Annotated in this window: 12 protein-coding genes and 1 pseudogene; all 13 read right to left on the bottom strand. The window is 32.9% G+C overall.

All coding sequences use genetic code 11. The annotated features are described in order from the left end of the window. Positions 1-23: 23 nt before the first annotated feature. Positions 24-3,584: a SusC/RagA family TonB-linked outer membrane protein gene (locus DKT72_RS15020; RefSeq protein WP_111309565.1), complete on the bottom strand. Its 3,561-nt coding sequence runs from the start codon at positions 3,582-3,584 to the stop codon at positions 24-26. A gap of 97 nt (positions 3,585-3,681) precedes the next feature. Continuing rightward, a complete protein-coding gene (locus tag DKT72_RS15015; RefSeq protein ID WP_111309564.1) occupies positions 3,682-4,902 on the bottom strand; it encodes a FecR family protein in 1,221 nt (406 codons plus the stop codon). 86 nt (positions 4,903-4,988) lie between these two features. Further along, positions 4,989-5,558: an RNA polymerase sigma factor gene (locus DKT72_RS15010; RefSeq protein WP_111309563.1), complete on the bottom strand. Its 570-nt coding sequence runs from the start codon at positions 5,556-5,558 to the stop codon at positions 4,989-4,991. Positions 5,559-5,760: 202 nt separating this feature from the next. Beyond that, a pseudogene (locus DKT72_RS18885) lies at positions 5,761-6,355 on the bottom strand (transposase); the annotation flags it as partial. A gap of 567 nt (positions 6,356-6,922) precedes the next feature. Continuing rightward, positions 6,923-9,736 (bottom strand): M16 family metallopeptidase, encoded by a 2,814-nt coding sequence (locus DKT72_RS15000; protein WP_111309631.1) that lies wholly within the window; start codon positions 9,734-9,736, stop codon positions 6,923-6,925. A gap of 34 nt (positions 9,737-9,770) precedes the next feature. Next, positions 9,771-11,108, bottom strand: coding sequence for a MutS-related protein (locus tag DKT72_RS14995; RefSeq protein WP_111309561.1), 1,338 nt, complete (start codon positions 11,106-11,108; stop codon positions 9,771-9,773). 3 nt (positions 11,109-11,111) lie between these two features. After that, on the bottom strand, positions 11,112-12,437 hold the full coding sequence (locus tag DKT72_RS14990) for a MutS-related protein (RefSeq protein WP_111309560.1): 1,326 nt from the start codon (positions 12,435-12,437) through the stop codon (positions 11,112-11,114). Positions 12,438-12,501: 64 nt separating this feature from the next. Continuing rightward, a complete protein-coding gene (locus DKT72_RS14985) occupies positions 12,502-14,829 on the bottom strand; it encodes a Gldg family protein (protein ID WP_111309559.1) in 2,328 nt (775 codons plus the stop codon). 3 nt (positions 14,830-14,832) lie between these two features. Then, the gene (locus DKT72_RS14980) at positions 14,833-15,759 is read right to left on the bottom strand and encodes an ABC transporter ATP-binding protein (RefSeq protein WP_111309558.1); all 927 of its coding nucleotides are present in this window, start codon (positions 15,757-15,759) and stop codon (positions 14,833-14,835) included. Positions 15,760-15,944: 185 nt separating this feature from the next. Continuing rightward, positions 15,945-17,438 (bottom strand): RagB/SusD family nutrient uptake outer membrane protein, encoded by a 1,494-nt coding sequence (locus tag DKT72_RS14975; protein ID WP_111309557.1) that lies wholly within the window; start codon positions 17,436-17,438, stop codon positions 15,945-15,947. 10 nt (positions 17,439-17,448) lie between these two features. Beyond that, positions 17,449-21,006 (bottom strand): SusC/RagA family TonB-linked outer membrane protein, encoded by a 3,558-nt coding sequence (locus DKT72_RS14970; protein ID WP_162623324.1) that lies wholly within the window; start codon positions 21,004-21,006, stop codon positions 17,449-17,451. 224 nt (positions 21,007-21,230) lie between these two features. After that, entirely contained in the window at positions 21,231-22,397 is a 1,167-nt protein-coding gene (locus DKT72_RS14965; RefSeq protein ID WP_111309555.1) for a FecR family protein, read from the bottom strand. Between the two features lie 181 nt (positions 22,398-22,578). Beyond that, positions 22,579-23,178 carry an RNA polymerase sigma factor gene (locus tag DKT72_RS14960; protein WP_111309554.1) on the bottom strand — a complete coding sequence of 200 codons (600 nt, stop codon included), beginning with the start codon at positions 23,176-23,178 and terminating at the stop codon, positions 22,579-22,581. Positions 23,179-24,206: the final 1,028 nt, after the last annotated feature.

The raw sequence follows: 24,206 nt of genomic DNA, 5'->3' as shown, positions 1-24,206 counted from the left end.
GATTTCTTTTTAATGTTTACAGATTAAAACCCTAAATTAAATTGCAATGTATAATTGCGTTCCGGTGGCAGTGTATTGTAATTATTAGTTGATAAATATTGAGGATCTATACCTTCTTTATTTTTACGCCATAACAGACCCAGATTTCTTGCCAAAAATGAAATATTCATAGACTTAAAGAATGTTTGTTTAAGCCATTTACTAGGAAAATCATAACCAAGTGATACTTGTTGCAATCTAATATTATCGGCTGGCAAAACATTAATATCGGCATTTTGGAATCTACTTAAACTGTTGTAATTAATATTTGCCAACCCAGGAACATTGGTAGTTGCTTCATCCCCAGAAGCTCTCCACCTATTTGCTACAATGGCTTCTTTACTTAAACTATTTCCATAATAAACACCTTGATAAGAAGGATAGTTTTGTAAGACTATATTTTTAAAGACATGACCAGCATAATAAGAAACTCTTATCCCCAAATTAAAGTTTTTATATGAAAAATCATTGAAAAAGCCTCCAAAATAAGGAGCTTGAGTTGTTCCCATGTATTTTAAGTCTTCTGGTTTTATATCATTTATTGATGTATTGGAATCAATAATTTCGCCAGTACTTGAATAAATTTGAGACTGCCCATTAGCATCTAAACCCGCCCATTTATACGCATATACACCAGAAAGTGTTTTTCCTGTTACTTGTCTTCCTGATAAATAATCATTTGTTGTTTTGGCTTCAAACCTAGAATCTGTAACCTTGTTGGTGTTATAAGAGAAATTAAAGGTACTTTTCCATTGAAAATCTCCCTTAAAAATAAGACCTGTTAAACCTAGTTCTAAACCTCTTCCCTTTAAGTTAGCTGTATTAAAATATAAATAAGACCAACCATAAGTTGCATTATATGGTAAGTTAACTAAAATATCTTCTGATTTTTTATAATACAAGTTAAAATCACCATTTAATCTATTATTAAACAAACCAAAATCCAAACCAAAATTCCATGACTTTGTAGTTTCCCATTTAATTTTTGAATTCTCAGGCAGCAAAATACTAGTTATAGGTAATTGTGTATTATAATCAGCACCACCCACACTAATAATTGGTTTAAGACTTCCAAAACCGTCTGTTGGTGTACTTCCTCCTATACCATAACTTACCCTTGCACTTAATAAATTTAACCACGATACATTATTTAAAAAATGTTCTTTAGCTATATCCCATCTAAATCCTGTAGACCAAAATGGCATTGCACGGTTCTTACGAGAAGCTCCTAAAAGATTGTAATCGTCTAACCTAATACTTCCTGATACAAAATATTTGTTATTATATGAATAACTACCTAAACCATAATAAGACACATACCTACTCCTGGCTTTTGAAATACTATTATTTGAACTCCCTATAAAAGTTTGCCACCCATAAATGGTAGTATAATACTCTGTTGGATTTATACTTTGTCCAATATTAGTATCTGTGTCATATCCATAAAATACTCGTGAGCTACCTTCACTGTGTTCTTCTCTAATCTCTGCACCTGCTAAAAAGTTTATATCATGTATATTGTGAAAGTTTTTATTTATATTAAGCTGTACACGCATACTTTGGTTACTATTCTGTGAATAACTTGTATAAAGATATGCTCCTACAGGAACTCCATATACAAGTTTCTGATTTGAATTAATACTGGTTGCTTCATTAATCATGTTTCTGGCATAATAACTATCTAGCTCATTTAAGGCACTAAGATTATTTTTAATGGAATTATACATGCCAGATGCTTCTACATTTAACCAATCGGTTATAGTTGCTGTTAATGTTGCATTTAACCGAACATTAGCTCCTTTTGTGTTTGTAGTAGAGTAATTAAGTTGATCTAAATAATTGTATGTCCATGGTAAATACCCTGACGATTCTAAGTCTTGTATAACTTCTGGTCTAAACATTAAATATTTATCAATACCCTGTCCATTTGCATCTGCAATCAAATCGTATGGTCGTAATGAAGACGAAGACACATTAGACAATGCTTCGTTTGCTGTACCATTTTCGTTATAATTAGATTTCACATAATTAACACCTGTTTCTAGTTTTAAAAAAGATTTTAATTTTGTGCTATTATTAACGGTAACAAAATATGAATTGGAATTATTAGCTTTCATAACAGCATCATCTTTATTATATCCTGCTGATATATAATAGGTATTCAAGTCATTGCCTCCCGAGATAGAAAAATCATATTGTTGGGAGATCGAGTTACGCAATAAATATTTATTTATTTGATTTAAATTACTTCTATTTGAAATATCCCCTAACATGGCATCTTGCTGAGCGAGAGAAATTTCACCACGTTGCGCTTTAAACATGATTTCTTGAACTTCGCTTGGATTTTTAGATTGCCAATTGGAACTGTTATCTACTAAAAACCCATTGTTTACTAATTCTTTTTCAAAATCCACATATTCAGCCGTAGACATTTGCCTAAGCTTATCTAAGCTTATTTTATTCCCAATTGTCGTTGTTGACGAAAAACTAATACTAGGCTCTGCAGATTTTTTACCACTTTTAGTTGTTATAACTATAACACCATTAGCTCCTCTCGAACCCCATATGGCAGCTGCAGCTATATCTTTAAGTACTGTAATACTCTCAATATCGTCTGGATTTAAATAACTTAAAACTGATGCGCCTTGAAAAGCTCTTCCTTTACTAAATCTAAAATCATTATCAGACATTGGAAACCCATCAACAACCACTAGAGGTCGTGTTCCAGAATAATTATTGGTACCGCGTATAGCGATAGTGCCCGTTTTTACATCAACATTTACACCTGGAATTTCACCTTCTAAACGTGCATTAAGATCTATAGTCGGTGTCTCTCTTATACTTTTAGGGCTTATTACATCAAATGCACCCGTCGCACGCTCTTTAGGAATTGCCGTATAACCATTAGAAGCTACAATCTCAACTTCACTAAGTTCGGTTAAAGCCTCGGTCATGTTAACCTTAATATTTTTTCTTCCATTAACGGGTATATTGAGCGTTTTATATCCTAAAAAAGAAAATGTAATCGTGTCACTTGCAAATACACTTATCCTAAAATCCCCTTTTTCCCTTGTGATATCCCAACGTTGTTTGGATTTGTCAAGCACAGTTACACCTTCCAATGGATTGCCTAACGCGTCTGTTACAATACCACTTAACTCGTATTCTTGTTGTTGATTTAATTTTGAAACTGGAACGATAACCATTAATTTATTATCTACAAATTTAACTTGGTACTTATTTCCAGCTATTTGAGAAACAACCTGTAACAAGTCAAGATTTTCAACATTGATATCAACTAATTTTTCAGCATCAAAAACATCATAGTTATAAAAAAAATCCACTCCAGTCTTGTTTGTCAAAGTGCTTAAAACTTCATGTATTGACGTATTCTTCATATTCAATGTTACCTTTTGCGAAAAGCCAAATGCGGTTACATTGATAAATATTATAAAAAGTATTAAAGATTTTCTCATTACCTCAAGAAGTTGATTCTTCCAATTAGTTTCTTTTCCATAGGGAAGTACACATAATTTATTTTTCATACATTTGAATGTTTGGTTTTTTAATTAATTTTTGTTGTAGTTAGACGACTAAGCGCTTTTTGTACCGGGAAATGTTGGCGCATTTTTCGGTATTTTTTTAGAATATGTTCACCTCATAAGTATCTTCTTTTTTAGTTATTTCATAATTTATATTTGCTGTTTCACTAATAATATCTAACAAATAGCTTAAAGGCTTATTTTTTAAGGCAACACCTTTAAATACTTTGGTTTTTAAAGAGTCATCTTTAAAAGATACTTTAAAATTATACCAGCGTGACATTTTTTGTAAAATGTCTCCAAGGGTTTCATTGTCAAAATAAAAAGTACCTTCTTTCCATGCACTATACACCTTAGCATCTACCTTTATAACAGATAATACCTTGTTTTTTCCGAAAAAAGCTTGTTCACCTGGGTTTAAATAAACAAGTGAGGCATTTCTTTCTTGATTTGATTTTGTTTCTTCAACCTTTACTTTTCCTTCAAGCAGTGTGGTTGCAAAGTAAGCATCATCATTATATGCACTTATATTAAAGTGGGTTCCTAAAACGGTAACATCACCATAATCAGTTTTTACTATAAATGGATGCTGTGCATTTTTAGATACTTCAAAATAAGCTTCGCCCGTAAGTGTAACAACCCTATTAGTTCCTGTAAATTTCTCTGGATATTTAATTGATGATGCAGAATTCAACCAAACATTGGTACCGTCTGGTAATTTCACTTGATATATTCCTCCTATGGGAACGAATAATGTATTAAAAACAGGGATTTTATTGGTGTTATCTATATCCTCAGATGAGGTATCATAAACTAGAACATTGTTATTATTTGTTATTGAAACATCATCACCTTTAACGATCAGCTCATTAGTTCTTGATTCAAGATCCACAACTGTCCCATCCGATAAAACAAGGGTTGCTTTTTGATATCCTGGCTTAATATCATTTACTATAATATTACTAATACTGTTTTCATTTTTAATAGTATTAAAATACACTCCTAAACCAACTGAAAGAAAAACAACTAAAATTGCAGCATACTTTAAAATCCTGAAATATTTTAACCGAATTACTTTTGTTTTCTTCTTGGCTTCTATTTCTTCAGTAATCCTTTTGTAAACTTCATTCTTATTTGAATTCTTATATATGGCTTTGGTTTTTTTAATTTCTTCTTTCTGAAGTATTTTTAAATAAAATTGGTTATTGGTTTCATTGTCCAACCACTTTTGAAGTTCTTTTTCTTCTTCTTTGGTAATTGACTTAATAACCGATTTATATATTAATTTAGATATATTAAATGGTGTAAGATTTTCATTCATAACTTTATCAGTTAACAACTCCTTAACGAGGTGTTTACATATAATACTGATAAAAGGATAAAATGGGTGTAAAAATTATTTGATTATTATCTTTTTGTTAGAAATAAATCAACAAAAAAGATAAAGTGCTGAGAATTTTTTAAATCCTCTTTCAACAATTCTATCGCTCTAGATCGTTGGGATTTAACGGTATTAACACTTATTTGAAGTCTTTCAGCAACCTCTTTATATTTAAGGCCCTCTATACAACACATCTCAAACACTTGCTTGCATTTATTTGGTAACGAATTAAGGGCTTGTATTAATAATTTATGTGTCTCTTCTTTTATAATTTGCTGCTCATAACTAAAAGAAGTATCATGCAAATCGATATCTAAAGGAATCATTTTATTTTTTTTCTTTAAATAATCAAACGAAGCATTACGTACCGATGTATACAAATAAGACTTAATGCTTTTATCTGGATCTAAATTATCTCGTTTCTCCCAAATAGTTAACATGACATTTTCAGTAATCTCTTCTGCAACATATGTATCCTTAACATAATTAAAAGAAAAAGCATAAAGACTCTCATAAAAAGCATCGAATAACTCTTTATATGCATTAGAATCTCCATTCTTAATATTAATTATTAACTTTTGAGAGCTTAAGGACATTGTTTTACCAACAAATTAAGCAGTAAATATATGAATTAAGTTATTATTTTATTTTCTTCCTGTAAACAAGATGAGTATGTTTGGTTAAAAGGTGCTCAAATGGAAGTAACGAAATCTGAAAGCCAAATAATTGCTTGCTTAATTTTTAAGATACATTGTGCATTTTATAACTTTGATTAATAATTATGTCTAATATTGCTTTTTCAAATAGGTTAAGTTGATATTCACTTGATAAATAGCCTCTAGCCCCAATTATGGTACAATCCTTAAGCTGCTGTTGGATGTCCTTTAAATAATTAATATCATGAACGGAAGCTAGACTAATGTCCAAGCCTTTAAAAATACCCCTAACAGAACATACGCCATCTAATTTATAGCCATAATATCTGGATGATTGTCAAGCGCAGTAGCCTTGGTCGGAAATGACCCTAGAATTTTCCTTACATATTTTTGAACGTGAGCTTCTGGAGAGCTTGCAAACTATCCACAATAAAACAATCTTCAAATTCATTAAACCTATCCGATAATCTTTCTCTTATCCGTTCTATAAACGGCAAGAATTTTCGTCTTCTTCGATTGTAAATGCTACGTTTTATCCTTGACAACAGTATATAAGGAAGTGTCCTGAAAAGTTGGTACTCTCTGTCAATCCTCATATATTCTGATGTTAAGCTTATGGATATTAGCTCTTTGTCGGTCAATTTGGGCAATCGGATTGGATGCCAAAAATTAGATTTTGGTTCGACTTCATTTAATACTTCCAAAATTTTCTCGTAATTTGCCTCAAAGTCGCTCATTTATATTGTTTTGTGGTTACTACAATGTACTTCTATTTTGCAGTATGCACAACTTTTTCTAAATGCACTAAGGGCGATAATGCATTTTATTTGGAGATAAAAACGATACAGTTACCCATACTTTTAGGTTCAAAAGTAGGTTTGCCGATTAATCTGCACCATTATGTTTCCATCTGAACATTTATCAAAGGTTTTAGTCCTAAACAAGCATCCCTAGAAACCTACCTCCATTTTATTTTTTCTACTAACACTTAAAGTTGAATACTTTATGGTTTTTAAAAGTACCACCCATTAATTTAAATCATTACCAAATATTGAAATTTTCTCTTTGATTTATAAAAAAAGCACGACACCCAATTCACTACCAAGGATGTCGTGCACTAAACTCAAAATAATGCTCAATACTTGAATGACTAATTCAAAAAAAATAACATGAAGAAAGTTTTAGCAGTATGTTATTTTATAGCACATTTTGATTATATCGAACAACTATATAGGGAATATCCAGACTTAATTAAATCAAAAGAAAATACTAACTTTCCATTTCCCTTCTTTAATACTACATTTTTATTGTTTTAAAGGTTTAAATACAATTTCATAGTTCATGGCTCCATTTAAAATATCGGCTGCCAGGCCTTGAATGTTTTGTATGGTTATGTTGTTTACAATATTTTCGAAATTTTCTGGTTTATCCATATTATAATCGTTTCTGAAAAAATTAGTGAGTAGTTGCATCTCATAACTATTTCTATTTTTGAACTGCTCGCGTTCTTTAAGAAAATTAATTCGCACTTTATTTAAGTCTTCTTCCTTTATATTTCCATCAACTATCTTTTGTAGTTCGTTATTGACTGTCTCTGTTAATTTATCTGCTAAATCCGGGTTACAGTCAAAACTAAAATTAATATAAGCCATTGGTTTTGGTTTACGCGATAAGCTTGCTGATGCTCTTGGGCTATAGGCTCCTCCAGCTTCTTCCCTAACAGTTTCTGTGACTCGCAATTGTAAAATATCTCCCAATGCACTAGTATAAATACTGTTTTCTATTGAATATGGTATTTCTTTTTTATAGGAAATATTTACAGAAGCTTTGGGGTCTTCCATTTCAATATAAATATCCTTATCTATATTTTTTGAAACCCATTCAGGTTCATTATCTTTAAATTTTTCTTGAGTATTATTTGTAGGTATGCTTGCTAAATATTTTCCTAAAAGCGGTTTTAATTGTTCTGCTTCTACATCTCCCACAATAAAAAACTCAAAATCTGATGCATCTGAAAAACGTTCCTTGTAAATCCTTTCGATGTTTTCAAACGAAATTTTATCTGCAAAATCTTGATTGAACAGCAACCTTTTAGGGTTATTCTTGCCATATAGCGTAATTGTTAGGCTATCCTTCATTTTTTCGTTTATATTTTGACTTCTCCGTGCTATATAGTTACTGATATTACTATTTAAGACCTGAAAAGCTTGCTTATCAAAACGGGGTTTTACAAAATACAAATGCACCATTTGTAACATAGTTTCTACATCTTTTCTATTTGAAGTACCCGAAAGGCTCTCTGAAATATCGCCTAACTCAATCCCAACATTAGCGGTTTTTCCCGCTAATATTTTCCTTAAATCTGTTGCAGAAAAATCACCCAGCCCAGACATAGATATTAAATTCTCCAATAAATCGGCAGAAGGCAAATCTTCATCACTTAGAAGTGATTTCCCACCGTAACTTGCTGCATATAAAGACACCCTATCTTTATCTTTATCAACAAATTTATAGTGTACTTTTACGCCATTGCTTAATACAAATGAGGTAGAGCCTAACGCTGCATCCGTTATTCCCTCTGAAATTATTCCATCTTTAATAGTTATCCCAGACACCAAAGTTTTTCCTTTTAAATCTTCTGAATATGGTTTTAAACTCGTATCGCTTTCTACTTCGGAAATGATTTGGTGTGCCTGCCCTTCTGTTAAGTTATCTTGCTTTTCTACACCTGTTACGTTTAAATATCTATTCTTTTTTGCGTACAGCTCTTTAATGGTTTGATGCAGTTCACCCGATGTAATCCCAGAAAGTAACCGTTTAACTATGTCATATTCTTTTTCTACATCGGTAATAGATTTATTTTCTAAATAATTACTTTGAATGGACCGTTCTATGCTACTGTGGCTTATATCATCTTTTTTAGCGATTTGATTTTCATAAGCACTTTTTATCTGTGCTAACATTCTATCGATTTCGGGTTGGGTATATCCAAATTTTACGGCTCTAACAACTTCGGTCAAAACGTCTTTATATGCTTCCTTTTGTTTATTTTCCTTAGGGTAAACAGACATGCCAAAAACATTTGAAGTTCTAGACATAGAACCATAAGTTACCCCTGCTCCTAAAAAAGTGGCTTCTGGCTTTTGTGACACTTCTGAGATTCTTGCCGACAACATATTTATAGTCATGGATTCCAGCAATTGTTGTTTTAAATCTGCTATTGTATTTGACTCTACAGATTTTTTATGACGGATACCAAAACTAATAGACGCAGATGAAACCTCAGGATCCATTCCCAAATTAAAAAGCATTCCATCATTCTCTGGAATATCCACAACAAAACGTTCCCTTGGGTTTTCAACAGCTGGAATTTCCGAGAATTTTTCTATTATTTTCTTTTCAACTTCGTCTACATTGACATCCCCTATTACAGCTATGGCCTGTAAATCGGTTCTATACCAATCATGATAAAAATCGCGAAGGGCCTTGTATTCAAAATTTTCTACTATGGACATCAACCCAATTGGCAAGCGATCGGCATACTTTGAATGGTTGTAGGCGATTGGCAATGATTTTTTATTTAAACGCATTTGACCATTTTGACGGGTACGCCACTCTTCTTTAATCACACCACGCTCCGCATCAATCTCTTCATCGGTTAACAATAAATAATTAGACCAATCCTTTAAAACCGTTAGGCAAGTGTCCACCAATCCATCCTTGGTTGGAATATTACTTAAGTTGTAAACGGTTTCATCAAAACTGGTATAAGCATTAATGTCCTTTCCAAATACTGCCCCGTGTTTTTGGAGTGTGTTCAAAATACCTTTACCAGGGAAATTTTTAGTTCCGTTAAATGCCATGTGTTCTAAAAAATGTGCCAATCCTTGCTGGTCATCATTCTCTAAAATAGACCCTACATTTTGTATGATGTAATAACTAGCTGCATCCTTAACGACATCAGTGCTTTTTATGTAATAGGTCATACCATTGGGCAACACTCCTTTTGTTATAGAGTTATCTTCTGGCAACTGATTGTTATAGTTCAGTGATTGTGACTGTCCTTTTTGACCGAGTCCCAAGACTAATAGCATTGTAAAGTTTAAAATATGCTTCATGATAGTTCTTGTTTTTTTGTTAAAATTCAATTCTTTAGTTAATATTCCCATGGATAATATCCAGTATGTTTTCATTTTGGATAATCATCATACCTTGGCGATCATCTGTTATCCCCTCTTGTAACGTATAGGTATAGGTTGGTACATTTCCTTTTACTATAGTGGGCAGATATTTAAAGAATAATTTATTGTTCGTTTTTCTAAGAGCTTCTCCAGCTTCCATAATATGCGTTGAAATAATAAACGTTCCGTTTCTTTTGGAAAACGCATCTACAATAGCCATGGTTCCATCGGAAGCATCTTTTACATTGGTTCCTTTAAATAGTTCATCAAAAATGACTACTAGCTGTTTGTTGGTGGCGACTTCTTCGGCCACACGTTTTACACGTAATACCTCAGCATAAAAGTGACTATATCCTTTTTCTAAATTATCTGGAACATTGATAGAAGTATAAATCCCCTCGTGAATTGAAAATGTCATGTCACTTGCAGCTACCGGAAACCCCATATGTGCTAAATAAACAGCCACACCAAAAGATTTCATAAGCGTAGATTTACCAGCCATATTTGCACCTGTTAAAAAGAAAACATTTTGCTTTTTACTGATGTGCACATCGTTTTTAACTGCTCCCGATAAACACGGATGATACATACCTTTTATATCAATAAATTCCTCTTTTTTATCTAGAGCTTTTGCGTAACTAAAGTCTTTTTTTATTGATACATCTGAAACAGCTATATATACATCTAATTCATATAGTTCTTTTAATAAGCCTTCTATGTCATTATGAAACAACCCTCGAAAGATGTAATCGAACTTTAATATATTTTGAAACGTTAAAGGAAAAGAAGGGAGCATAGATTGTTCCAATATCAGATCAAAATGTTTATTGCTCAAAAAGTCAGCAATCTTTTTTGCTTTATTGTAGTATGGAGAATTATTAGATGCTTTTTTAATGGTATTTATCCAGGGTTTTAGCTTAGAGAAAAATAGGATTGTTTCTTCTAAACCTTCCCGTAATAACTCATATTCTTTATCATGAGTTATAAAATGCAATAGTTTCCTTTTGGTGCTATTAAAACCTGCAACTATTTTATTTTTAGATTCAGGACTACGTAGATAGTTCTCTATAATTTCAAATTGTTCTTTATCAAAAGGCAAACACACATTTAGTGTTTCAAAAAATGAAAATATTTTGCTGCGTTCATTAATGGCTTCCGCATCGGTTAAAGGTTGTTGAAACATGCTTTCCAATAATCGGCCACCTCCAATAGTTATAGTTTGGTTAAATAGGCTGAAGATAGAATTACTTTTATAACGCCCTAGGATGTTTAAATCATCCAATGTTTGTTTATCGGTTACAAACTCCATTTTTTAATTTTTTAAAATGTCCAAAATCTTTTCATTCTGAATAATGATCATTCCATGACGATCTTCTGTTATACCTTCTTTAATAGTATAGGTGTACTGAGGAGTCTTATCTTTCATTATGGTAGGCAGGTATAAAAACTTGATATTGTCTCTTAATTTTTTCAAATCTTCTCCCGCTTCAACAATATGGGTAGAGATTATAAAGGTGCATTTTCGTTTAGTAGCAAATGCTGATACAACGGCCACGGTAGCTTCATAAGCATCTTTCACATTGGTCCCTCTAAAGAGTTCATCAAAAACAACAATTAAACGGTCATTGGTATTTACAGCTTCAGCTACTTTTTTTACTCTGGAAACTTCCGCATAAAAATGACTAAAACCCATGTTTAAATCATCTGCAAGATTAATGGTGGTGAACATGCCATTTTGGATATTAAAACGCATGCTGTCAGCTGGTACAGGAAAGCCCATGTGTGCCAAATAAACAGCAATACTAAAGGTTTTCATAAAGGTGGATTTACCGGCCATATTGGCTCCTGTCAAGAAAATCATATTGTTGTTTTCATCAATAGTAATATCATTGGACACAGCATTAGGCACCAATGGATGGAATACACCTTGCATCTCAATAACATTCCTGTCGTTTTTGTTTATTTCTGCAAAGGCAAAATTTAATTTTTCAGACACTTTGGCCACAGTGATGAAAACATCTATTTCATAAGCATAATGAAGTAATTTTAAAATGTTTTCTTTAATGGTAAAACGGAATAATTGGTCGTACGCAACTGTTTTATCATATGAAAGTTTACCAACGCTATTTATATGCTTTATAAAAGTTAATTCTGACGAATCTAGAATTTCTTTAACCTTGTTTACATCTTTCAGAACATTATTTTTTAAAGCTTTGTTTTCTATTACTAAAACAAAATGGCTTAAATCGACCAAAAAGTGTAACGTATCTAAAACGCCTTTATTGATTTGTTGATATGCTGTATCTGATCCAATAATGCTTTCAAACCTACGCTTTACATTATCTTGATGATGGGTGAGTCGTGTGCGTTCATCGGTATTGCTTAAATAAAATTCAATCGTATCAAAAATGGCATTGTTAAATGGGAACTCAATCTTTTCTTCTTTAAAAAACTGAATTATATTTACCCTATGCATGATTTCCTCTTCTTTTGAAGAAGGATACTTAAACATATCCTTTAGGATTTCTGCACCACCTCTTGTATTAGTTTTATTAAATAAACCATAAATATCATTGCCTTTATTGTTGCCAATAATTTTTAAATCACTTATGGTTTGGTTGTCTACTTTAAATGCCATGTATGCTGTTTTGAATACTTTAATAAAAAAAATACAGGTATGTGTTTACAGTTTTTTAATTATATTATCTACCTTTTCTACGTAGCCAGATTAGTAAAAAACCAATAGCTAGAATTATTGGAATAATTATTTTAAACACTATGTTAATAAATGAAATGTCATCTATTTGAGTGGAAATTTCAGTATCCGGAGGTGTTGCGCGACGTGCATCTATAGGGATTTCATTATTCGAAAGCCAATGAAAAATACCGGTTGCCATGTTAAAGTTTCTGGCAGCTATTTCGTTCCTTCTTCTTGAGAGTTCGTCATTGCTTAAAAAATCCGCATCTCCTAAAACCATAATTCGTTGCTCCTTATTTTCCACTTTTCTATTGAGGGCCAACCCTGTTGTTAGCGGACCTTTAATATCGCCTTTTTCTACATTGTATTGTGGAATGCTGTCAACAAAATTAGTAGTTTCTAGTTCGTTCCATGAGCCTATTGAATCAGTTACAGGGTTGACTATAAGATCTGAATGCAAAATAGGAGTGTATGTAAAGTTGCTGTTCTCCTTATAAGAAATACCTACTGCTCCTGGCATAGAGACTACTTGTTCACCTTTTTTCATGTCCTCAAAATGATATGAGAGATTGTTACTTTCTTTGGTTAATTCGCTTGTTATCAAATCCAAGTCATATCCTTTGTTTTTCTCAACAATTTGTCCTTTCATAAATTCAATTCCAATTTGTTTTACTAAAGGGTTCATTATATCCTGCCTATTTAAATCACAAACTATAAGCAAATTACCTCCTCTATCTACATACTCATTTAGGTTTTTGAGTTCTTCATCAGAAAAAACTGTTTTAGAATCGGCAATGGTAAGAATGTCTATATTCTTATCTATTGGTTTGGATAGCGAACATTCTGTAAAATCAAAGCCATTGTTTAACAATGAATAGCGAAATGGCTTTTCCATAGTTAATTTATGATAACCACGGGCTCCAAGATCGTTTATACTGCGCTCTTCATGACCGGTAACAAAACCTACTTGAGGTAATTTCACGACTAATTTTTTAAATGCCGCAGACATTCTGGATTCAAATGGATGTACACCAACATCATCATACAGTCTTAAATGAACTGATGTACCGTCTTCTAACTTAATTTTTCTTACAAATCTATTTAATTCCGATTTTAAATCTATCTCATCACTATAATAGGAGGCTGGTTTAAAAATATTTTTATCAACACCATAACTTATCGTTATTTTATTTACAGCTTCCTCAAGAGTAAGGCCTTTATAAGTACTGTTAAAGTCTTTTAAGGCACGGCCTTCAGGAATAGCATAATAATATTTATATTCAAATTCCATATTAGGATGGAATCTTAAGTAAGGAGCGAAATGTTCTAAATCATAATTTTTCGTGCTAGGGGCACCATAGCCAAAATAATTTCCAAACAAATTTACATAGGTGGTGACGTTCACCTTCCCTTTTATTTCAGACATGATTTTTTGGCTATTTAAGGTGAGTGTATTTACCTGAGTTCGAGTTGCGTCGTAATACCCCATTAAAGAAGGTCTCATACTTAAGTAACCTAAAAGAGCAACTAAAATAAAGGCCACTGAATATCTTAAAAACCCAGTTAATTTAGATTTGTTTTCTCTAATTCCTTTAAATCTAAATATGGTGAATACTAAAAATAACCCAGTTACTAAAATAAAATACAAAATGTCTTCACTACAAATTAACCCTTTTATAATATTTTCGGCTCTACCATTAATGGAAAGCCAAAAAGTGATGTCTCTAACAAAATCAATATCCTGCCACATTCTACCAGAATAACTCAAAACAAAGAAGACAGCAAAAGTGCCTATAGCGGCTACAACTTGATATGAGGTAAGTGATGACATAAACAACCCTATTGCAGAGTAAGTACATAACACTAAATAGAAACCCAATAAAGAAGTATATATCAATCCAAAATCAAAGTCTTTTATAACAAAAGCTCCATATACTACTTGCAAAAACATGATGAGAGTTAATGCCAGGGAAAATATCATCATGGAAAGAAATTTACCTAACACAATTTGTGTATTTGATACAGGTGATGCGTATAATAGTTTTATTGAACCAGAATTAAACTCATGACTCAACAATCCCATGGTAACCAAAGGAAGATATAAATATATGTTTGACAAGGACGTGTTAAAAAATCCACGTTTAGCACTAAATAAACTATTGGTTAAATCTCCAACTTCTCCTCCTAATGCAATTGTTCGAACCAATTCCTCTATCCCGTTTGCAAAATATAAACCAGCCTGAACTCCAAATATAATGAGCACTAACCATGCTATAGGTGAGTAAAACATTTTTTGAAGCTCCATTCTGGCAATTTGAAATATTGTTTTCATTTTTTAGCTTTTATATTTAGACAATTCGGAAAAAACATCATTTAGAGAAACCTTTTCAACTCTGATTTCATCTAAATTCCAATTCCTTTTCACACTCTCTTGAACAATACGTTGGGTAGCACCGTTTAAATCAGAAATCATTAATCGGTAATTTGCTCCACCAAGTTCTTCTACCTTTTCAACACCTGTTATTTCCATCAATTCATCAATCGAAGGTCTTTCCAATAAGCGAACAAATACACTGTTTGGGGCTAAATAGTTGTCAAAGTCCTCCATTTTTCCTGAAAACACCATTTTTCCTTGCTCAATCATTAGAATATCATCACAAATAGCTTGAACCTCGCTAAGCATATGCGTTGATAGTAAAACCGTATGTTCTTCTGCAATCTCTTTAATCAGCTTTCGGATTTCTAAAATCTGATTAGGGTCTAATCCATTGGTAGGCTCATCTAAAATAACAAACGAGGGTTTGTGAATGATGGCTTGAGCTAAGTTTACACGTTGCTTGTAGCCCCCTGACAGATTTCGGATTAAACGATTTTTAAAATGTGAAATAGCACATTTTTCTAAAACTTCATCTACAGATTGTTTTAATTGATTAGAAGGAATCTTGCGTAAATGAGCACAATTTGTAATATACTCTCCAACAGTAGTATCTAAATAAAGAGGCGGCGTTTGTGGCATAAAACCCAATTGTTTTTTTGCTTCAATTGGATTTTTAGACATACTTATACCTTTAATAAACACGTCCCCTTCGGTTTGGTTTAATACCCCGCTCATGATATTTAAAGTTGTAGATTTCCCAGCTCCGTTAGAGCCTAACAAACCATACACACCCTTGGAGTCTATAGTAATATTTATATCTTTAATTGCCCACTGTACACTATACCTATGGGATAAGTTTTCAATTTTTACTAAGGCGTTTTCCATAAAATCTTTTGTAGATTATAATTAATAGTAGATTACTTTATTCAAGTAATATGAAATGTAAATGAAACTTCTATTATAAATGAAAATCCATAATTCAAAGTATGACCCCTCCTCTATATGAAGAGGAGCCATAAAAAGTTTTTGTACTCTAATTAGAGTTTATTGAATTATGACATGTTAACCTATTATGGATTATTTTCCATGTTCGGGTTTTGGTCTATATATGACTGAGGAATTCTTAACGTAAGTCGTTCTGGCTTCAAAGTAAACGTTTCTAACACAACCGTTTCCCCATCCACATAATCATACAAATTATGTGTATCCTTAACGGTATCAGCCAATTCTGTATTTGAATCTACAGATAACCTGCGCATATCGAACCAACGGTAGCCCTCTGTGGCAAACTCCCTAATTCGTTCCTCCAATATGAATTTGATGAGATCTACTTGATCTGAGACAATTGATGCTGGAACTTCAGCATCTGCAACAGGCATTCTTTTCTCTCTTAAAAATTCCACATCTGTAACGGCACCGCTTAAATCATTTAAACGAGCCTTACATTCAGCACGCAACAAGTACAATTCGGATAATTCCAATCCATAACGCGTGTACTGTATTCCATATTTTCTTAAAAACCCATTAGGGTTAACATCCAAACTATAGTCTCCGTAAGTATCTGAATAGACATTAAGGCGCAAATCACTACTTTCATAAAGAGATGCTGCATCAGGGTTTAAAACAATACCTTCATTACCAGCTCCATTTCCACTATATGCACCCGAATAATATACCCTTGCCAAAACAGATTCCTGGAAATCATTGGGGTCATTACCTGGACCATTAGGGCCATCATATGGGCTTATTGGCAAAAACGATCCGCCTGCGGCATACTCTACATTATAATCATAAAGTGATGGTGGGTTTGTGCTTGTATTTAAATCATCAAAAGCTTCATTTAATAAAGGTAAAGCCTCATCAAATCTAGCCATGAACATATAAATTTTTGCTAAAAACCCTTTAGCTGCTGGTTTTGTAAAACGTGTATTAAATGAACGTTCCTTTGGAAGATATTCAATTGATGACGTTAAATCTTCAATAATAAAGTCATATACTTCTTGAACAGATGCTCTGGTAAAGTTATTTTCATTAATATCTGAAGTTGTTACAATAGGAAAGCCTAAATCACTGGATGCTGTTGCTTCCGAATATGGCTTTGCATACAAATTAATAAATTGAAAATATTCAAAGGCCCTATTCGATTTAGCCTCGGCCAGTAATGCCTTTTTTTCTGCTTCGGTACCTTCCTCAGACCCCATAACTTGATTAATAATGTTATTTAAGGCATATAATCTTAAAAGGCCATTTCTTAAATCCCATGCTGTATCATCTTCTCTTGGGTAAATTTCATCTTCCCAATGGAACAATAATTGCGCTTGTATGTCGGAGCTGTAAACATCATGGGCATCAGCAGCTATTTCATCTCCCATCCATCTAGGTGCCTGCCAACCTCCTGTGCTATGAAAATAATAAGTAGGATTATTCAATAATAAATCATAATCTTCAGTAGTTTTAGCTATTTGAGAACCTTTGGGAACAATATCTAAAAAGTCATCGTTACAAGAGACCAATATTAAACATGTTAGTAATAAAAAAACTATTTTGTTGCTATACTTTTTCATGCTTGTGCTTTTAAAATGTAATATTCAAACTAAAATTAAACGGGTGGTTACTTGGCGGAAGTGTTCTTGAACCATATCTGTATTCATGAAATTCCGGATCAATTCCCTGATCATTTTCAGCCCAAAGCAAAAAATTACTTATTTGGGCACTAATACTCAATCCTTGAATATTTAATTGACTTGTAACCTCCTGTGGCAGACTGTAAGTCAGTGTAATATCACGTAGTTTTACATAAGAAGCACTTAAAACGTTGGTGTTTGCCAAGGTATAGTACTGTGTATTACGGTTAACGTAATCGTCATAAGAATCGGCGTAATAACGCGGTATATCTGTAAATTCCTCGTCCCCTTGCTCTTTCCATCTATTTAAAAAAGAAGGTGATATGTTTCCCCCAAAAGAGGTGTCTCCGGTTAATCGGCCTGTAAAGAACGTGTTCACATCATTTCTCATTACATGTCCAAAGTTGTAAATGATGTTCGCTGTTAGTGAAAAATCCTTGTAAGAGAAACTATTTGTTAATCCCCCAGTAACTTTAGGAACCGTACTTCCCATGTACAAGATATCATCAATAGTCAACTCATCTCCAAAAGGATCTGTGGTTTTAGTACCATCAGAAAGTTCGATTTGAGGATTTCCATTGTCATCCAACCCTCCATAACGATATGCAAATAATGGACTTAATGAATATCCTTCTAGATAAGGAGCAAATATTCTACCAGAAGGCGTACTGTAATATGAACTTGTTCCCGAATAGGAATCCAATTTATTTTTATTATGACTGAAAACAAAATTGGTAATCCAATTGAAATTGTCTGTTTTAATATTATGCGTTCTAAGTGACAGCTCAACGCCTCTGTTTGAAGCATTGCCTATGTTTGCTAAAATACCTGAAACAATCCCAGTAAACGGATTGGGTCTTTCTGTACCTAATAAATCTGTTGTTTTTTTCCAATATAAATCCAGACTTCCAGTAATTCTATTTTTCAATATTGAAAAATCAAGTCCTGTATTTATAGTCTTGGTAATTTCCCATCCTAACTTCCTGTTTGCAGCTCCAGCAAGATTAAAATAATTTCCTGTTACAGGAATAGAAGATGATGGAGCTGATAAAACATCTTGGGAAGTAGCTGTCCCTCCAAATGGAGAATTACCAGAAACACCAAATGTTCCTCTTAATGCCATTTCATCAATCCACTCAACATTTTGTATGAAATTCTCTCGACCAAGAATCCATTTACCACCAACACTATAAGTAGGTTTGTTTTGCGTTGATTTATCGCTACCAAAAAGATTACTATGATCTCTACGCCAACTTAAGTTAATTCCATATTTATGGTTGAACAAATAATCTGCTAATGCAAAATAGGACGTAAAACGTGATTTTTCTTCATCAAAGGTAAAGGGTAGTGTTTGATAGGCCCCAAAACCTGTAATTGATGGATATATATACTCGTTTGCAGCTGTGTAATAATCTATTAGTGCATAGGTTTGCAAATGCTCATCATAACCTTCTAAAACACTTGTTTTATTAGCTGCTAGAGCCTCATTAGCCTCTTGACCTACTTGGATATTTAGAAAGTCTTTATCATTTCGAAGACCCGTAGAATAAATTAATTGATTTCTAACTGTCCAATTATGTTGTTCTATATTAGATGAAATGTATGTTCCTCCCATAGGTACTTGTGTTGTACCTTGTGTGTTTGGGAAAAAATAGGTGGTTTCTGGCACATAGGGTGGTGCCATTGCCATACTTAATATAAATTTTCTTTTGCTAAGAGTTTTGTAATCTTCGTAACTGGTAGATGTTCCTGGAGTTGTAATATAACCATAAGTCCCATGAAAACGCAACCCTTTCATTATTTTAACATCTAAATTACCCGTAAGATTAATGCTCCAATTGTCATTTTTACCATGTTTATAATCAATTTCTTTTAGAGGGTAGTAATCTAAGTTAATGCCACCCAATTGTTCGTATTCCAAACGAACATCTTCTGACCAGCCAAACATATATGGCATATTTATAGCATTGCCATTCGCATCTTGAAATAACTGATAAGGCAATGCTCTATTACTAATGGAAAGTGAATTCTTTCTACTTGAAACACTATTTGAAATAGCCGTATTTAAAGTTATATTGATATTGTCGTTAAGTTGAAAATCTTGATTTAAAGCTAAATTATAAGTGTTATTTTTAGTTCCTGGTTGGTTGTCCACTAAACTTCTATAGGCTAAAGATCCATAAAAAGAATAGTTTTTGCTTCCTCCTGATACTGACATGGCATGCCCTAAACTATAGGCATTTCTGTATAAAAGGTCTTTAATTTGACCTATATTATTAATAGATGCCAACCTATCTAAACGTGCATTGGCCTCAGACTCTGAAATAATACCACGATACTGGTCATAAAGTATTTGTTCATGGGGCGCTACAAATTCTGTTTCCAATGAACCCCAACTGTTAATATCAGGAGCAAAAAGTTCTTTGGCTGTTTGGATATATTGCTTGCTATTTAATACAGGGTCATAATCAAAATCAGGTTTTCCTTGAAAGTTAAAAAAGGTTTTATAGTTAACCTGTATTTTATCATTTTTCTTACCTCGTTTTGTGTTTACTACAATGACACCATTAGAGGCTCTTGCACCCCAAACTGCAGTGGCAGCGGCATCTTTTAACACTGTTATATCCTCAATATCTTCAGAATTCACAATATCAAAATAAGGAACCTGTACCCCATCTACAACGTAAAGGGGATTGAAATCTAAAAGCGGACTATTTCTTCCTCTAATAATACTGTTTCGCTTAGTAACACCATTACCTATAGGGTTTGTTACTTCTGAATCAAAACCAGTAATTAGGGTTAGACCTGGAACCGTTCCTTCTAATCTGCTTACCAAATCTGTATAGGCTCCATCTCGGGAGTTTAATATTTTCATATCTGGCTTAGCGTATGACCCTGTAGCGCGTTCTTTTTTAAGGGTTTGATAACCTGTACTAATAACGGTTATCTCTTCCAATTCGCTGGTTTCCTCTTCTAAGACCACTTTAATATCATATTGATCCCTAATAACAACCACTTGGGTTTTATAGGCCAGGTGAGAAAACTGCAAAACATTTTCCCGGTTTGGAATTAAAATCCTGAAACCGCCGTCAAAATCGGTAGTTGTACCTTGCGTTGTTCCTTTTATAAGTACAGTAACTCCTGGAATAGGTATGCCTTTTTCATCGACAACTTTACCACTAACAGAAATTTGTTGGCTTTCGCTTTTTTTCTTTATGGTAATACGATCATTTACTCCCAATATGACATTAAACTCATTTTTTGGCAAAGTTTTCAGCAACAGCTCACCTACACTTATTTTACCTTGTTTAACTTCTACTTTTGGCACATCTTTAAATAGATTTGTTGGATAAATGAAACTGTATTTGGTTTGGTCAACAATAATGTTGAAGACCTCATCTACCGAAAGTATTTTGTCATGGTCTATAGTTACTTTTTCCTGTGCTAAACTATTTTCTACATTGAAACTAAAAACAGTTGTACACAATAAGAAAATGAATGTTCTCATAAACATTAAGAGTAGCCGTTTTCGAGAGAGAGAACGGGCAATAGTTAATTTAATTTTCATAAATTTGCTTGTGTTAGTTAGACATTGTTTTAATTAATACTTTCAAAAGGGACGAAGTTGATCCATCGCCAAATGTTTGACTTCGCTCTCTTTTTTGTTTTATCGATATGTTTATGTTCTAATACTTTTCTCTTTTTTTAAAAAGTATTAAAATTATTTTTCATTCACTCAAGTGTTATAGTTTTATTATGAATGTTGTAATTTTTGATAACTCCAAAACTCTTGATATCATTAAGAACATCAACAATTTTTTGATTTTTATTAAGTGAACCATTAAACTTAATATTTTCCAATTTCTTGTTTTCAAATACCACATCCATGTCATACCAACGGGACAATGTTTGCATGATGTCCTTTAAACTCTTGTTCTTAAATATGTAAACCCCCTCTTTCCATGCTATTTCTGGCCTCAAGTCAACCGAAGTTACTTTTATCGTATTGTTTACTGCATTATAAACAGATTGCTCACCTGGTGACAAAACATTGTTGCCCAAGTTTGTGTTTATAGCTACTTTGCCTTCAACTAAAGTTGTATAGATATTCGATTCATCTTTATAAGCCTTGATATTGAACTCGGTTCCTAATACTTGTACTTCTTGTTGGTTGTGTAGCACTTTAAAATCCGAACCTTTATGTTCCGTGCTGTGGGATACCTCAAAATAGGCCTCACCATAGACGAGTTCTACCTGCCGGCTTTCTCCATCCACAAAACTTACGGGATATTTTAGTTGGGTTTCGGAATTCAACCATACCCGAGTACCATCGGAAAGTTTGATATAAAACTGTCCCCCACGTGGTACGGAAAGATAATTAAAAACTAGTGCGTGGGAATTGCTATTATCACTGTTATATTCAATTTCTTCACCATTACTGGTGACATTTTGTATTTTTAAAGGAGTACCTTTCTCTAATGCTATAGTTTCCCCTGTTTCTAATGTTAGGGTTGCCTTGTTGATACCTGGTTTGATTTGATTATTGACGATAATTGGGGTGTTTTCTTGAGGGCTCCTGTATATGTTGTCTTTGAAAAAATACCCTAAGGATATTCCGAGGATGGCGGCAGCGGTGGCATAACGCCAAATGCGTCTTCTTTGCTTTACCTTCTTTTTGTGTTTTGATATTTTTAAGATGTTATGATAAATGTCTAGGGTACGCTCATCATCAATATCTGGAATGGATTTATAACGATCCATAACACTTTTATATTCAGGAAAGGCTTCAGGAACTTTTGTGTCTCTAATATAGTTTGTAATAATCTCTATTTCATCTTTGTTGCAATTGTTTTCAACAAACTTCTGCAATAGCTTCTGTATTTCTGATTTTGATTTCATTTAAAGTATAGATTAATCATAATCTATTTAAAATACTTCAAATTTTGTTTTTGGTATTACTCTGTTTCTGTATTTTTTCAAAAAAAGTTTATCACCTTACATCCTTATGATATTAAGTAAGGGTTTTAGACCACTAAAGTGTAGTCATAAAAAATGTATTTAGAAGTTGATTACGAACTAATTAACCAGCACGCTCTAGAGCTAATATGAGAAGAGACAATGATATATCACCGTGCTCGATTATAAATGTCCTAATTGTTTCTAAAGCTTTGTTCATTTGACTTTTGATGGTATTTTCGGAAATACCCAATTCTTCGCTTATAATTTTATGGCTTTTACCTTCTTCACGTGACATTTCAAAAATTTGCCGTCTTCTAGGAGGTAATAAGTCCAATGCTTTACTATATATTTGATCTAATTCTTTTTCACGTAATTTTCTTTCAATAGAACTATACGCATTCTGACTTTGATAAAATATTTGTTCTTTCATTTTTTCATCGCGCAGTGCCCTTTTTAAAAAGGTTAGAGACATATTTTTTGTAATTACCATAACATACGCATGAAAGGATTGGGACAAATTGACACCTTCTCGTTTTTCCCAAATTTTAAGAAATACATCCTGTACTATTTCTTCGGCATACACTTCTACTTTTAGAATGCTTAAGCTATAAGCATACACATCAGTTTTGTACTTCTTTAAGATAGCAAGAAATGCTTTTTCATCACCGTCAATAAGTTGTTGGAGCAATAACTTTTCGTTATGTTCTACGTTTGGCATCATGACATTTTTAATAGAAGATGTTTCCTGTTTTTTGAAATAGCATATATAATTCACAACAATATTAAGTAAATTTTATGAATACTTAATGTTAGTGTTATTATTTATACCTAAACTATCTAACTAAAAATACTGATTCTTTTGGTGAAAAGGAAACATTTGTTGTGCTTTTGGCGGATATAATTTAATTATGCTAAAGTTGTAAATAGATGTCTATGGTCTTATCGTTTTTTAATAGAAACTTCGGTAGGTACTTCTGCGTGGTATAGTCGTTCTTTTGTGTGCCCCACTTCAATTTGTTCTGCATAACCTCATTGTGGTAGTTGATGATATCATTGACTGAATGGTTTCTGCACATCTTCTCCTAGATATCTAGCCTTCACAGCTTGGGAAGTGATGAGCTTATGCTCCAATTCAGATCTTGGTAATATTAAAAATACCACTGTTTACTTCCTCTAAATAGCGCTGTTGAGGGTGCTTGTCATTTGGTTAGTACCCCTGGAACTTCCCTTATAGGCATCCCATTGGAATTGGGTACTTTTCGTTTTAAACTAATGGTTGCTCTTTTACCCATTGACCGTGATTCGTGCGTAAATAGAGGCTTGGTTTTCTTTAACTCTGTAAAAATCTGCCCAGAACAGGATGCTGAAAATTGCTGTTGTTTTCATGATTTCGTCTTTTTGTTAATACTTTTTTTCCACCAGACGAAAGTCAAATCACTTTAAAGATACATTTAATATCACAACAAATTGCTCGATTTTAACAATTCGGTCAACACTTTTTAAAAAATTAATTTGTTATCCGATTTGTTGACCTTTTTAACAGTATTTATTGATTTCATATGAAACCCTTTAAAAACACAAAAACTTGACAATCATAAGATTACCAAGTTTTTTATGCTATTTGATATACTATTTTGTCGGGGTGGCAGGATTTTTTAAAAACCCATAACCCGTTTATTTTAAGTATTTTAAACACTTTTAATTTAGTATGATTCACCGAATTGCACACTAAAGTCAAAAAGAACGATT

The sequence above is a fragment of the Confluentibacter sediminis genome, from assembly GCF_003258355.1.
In the GTDB taxonomy this organism is placed as follows: Bacteria; Bacteroidota; Bacteroidia; order Flavobacteriales; family Flavobacteriaceae; genus Confluentibacter; species Confluentibacter sediminis.
This window is presented reverse-complemented; position numbering and strand designations above follow the sequence as displayed.